This is a genomic window from Mycobacterium sp., from assembly GCF_965229105.1.
Taxonomy (GTDB): Bacteria; Actinomycetota; Actinomycetes; order Mycobacteriales; family Mycobacteriaceae; genus Mycobacterium.
This window is the reverse complement of the sequence record NZ_OZ245858.1, coordinates 280,158-281,409: the sequence shown is the minus strand read 5'-3', so window position 1 is coordinate 281,409 and position 1,252 is coordinate 280,158. Positions and strand designations below refer to the sequence as shown.

The window sequence follows — 1,252 nt, the reverse complement described above, 5'->3', positions numbered from 1 at the left end:
CCTCGCATTCTCTCCGGGTTTGCTCGCGATGTTTGGCGCTCCGCGACATCGGGGTAGTCGGTGCACAGGTGTTCACCGAAACTCAGTCCAAACCAATCAACGGAGCCGCGATGAATTCGAAAATCCGCAGCCTGACCCGCTGGACTGTCGCACCGGCCAAGGATGTGCAGACCGCCACCTCACCGAAGGTCAACCTGCTGCGCGGTCTGGCGGCCAGAGCCACCACCCCGCTGCTGCCGGACGACTACCTGAAACTGATCAATCCCTTGTGGTCGGCCCGTGAGCTGCGCGGCGAGATCGTCAACGTCGACAAAGAGACCGAGACCTCCGCCACCGTCACGATCAAACCCGGCTGGGGTTTCACCGGCGACTATCTGCCGGGCCAGTACGTGGGAATCGGTGTGCGGATCGGCGGCCGCTGGCATTGGCGTTCCTACTCCCTGACCTCGATTCCGCGCCGGGATAAGAAGCTCATCTCGATCACCGTCAAGGCGACTCCAGAAGGGTTCTTGTCCACCCACCTGGTCAATGGGGTCGAACCCGGAACGATCGTGCGTCTTGCGGCCCCGAAGGGGGACTTCGCATTGCCCGATCCGCCGCCGCCCAAGCTGCTGCTCGTCACGGCCGGAAGCGGGATCACCCCGGTTATGGCGATGCTTCGTGCGTTGCGGCAGCGGGGACACTACCCCGACATCGTGCACATCCATTCGGCGCCGAACGCCGATGAGGTGATCTTCCACGACGAGTTGGTCGACCTCTCCGAGGCTGAGGGCGACTACACGTTGCATCTGCAGTTGACCAACGATGCCGGGCATCTGGACTTCGCTGCCGACCTCGACGACATCGTCCCGGACTGGCAGGACCGACCGACCTGGGCATGCGGCCCGCCGGCGATGCTCGATGCCATCGAGTCCCGGTGGGCCGACGCGGACGTGCGGGAAAACCTGCACATGGAACGGTTCGTCATCGCGCGGACCGACAAAGGCGGCGAAGGTGGCACCGTCACCTTCGCGATCTCGGACAAGTCCGTCGACGTCGACGGCGCCACCTCGCTATTGGAAGCAGGGGAGCAGGTGGGTATCCAGATGCCCTTCGGCTGCCGCATGGGGATCTGCCAGAGCTGCGTTCTGCCATTGGAAGCGGGGCACATTCGCGACTTCAGGTCCGGCGCCGAGCACGGCGAGGGTGATCGCATCCAAACCTGTATTTCAGCGGCGTCCGGCGACTGCACCATCAACATCTAGGAGATTTG

At 63.6% G+C, this 1,252-nt stretch carries 1 protein-coding gene; it reads left to right on the top strand.

Features of this window, described 5'->3' with window-relative positions; genetic code table 11:
• The first annotated feature begins 110 nt into the window (after window positions 1-110).
• Window positions 111-1,244, top strand: a complete 1,134-nt coding sequence (locus ADBZ9O_RS01365) for a ferredoxin reductase (RefSeq protein WP_526527692.1) — start codon at window positions 111-113, stop codon at window positions 1,242-1,244.
• Window positions 1,245-1,252 lie beyond the last annotated feature (8 nt).

Excerpts from the sequence above, each read along its gene's own strand:
- ADBZ9O_RS01365 (WP_526527692.1), top strand. The coding sequence starts at position 111 with ATGAATTCGAAAATCCGCAGCCTGACCCGCTGGACTGTCGCACCGGCC.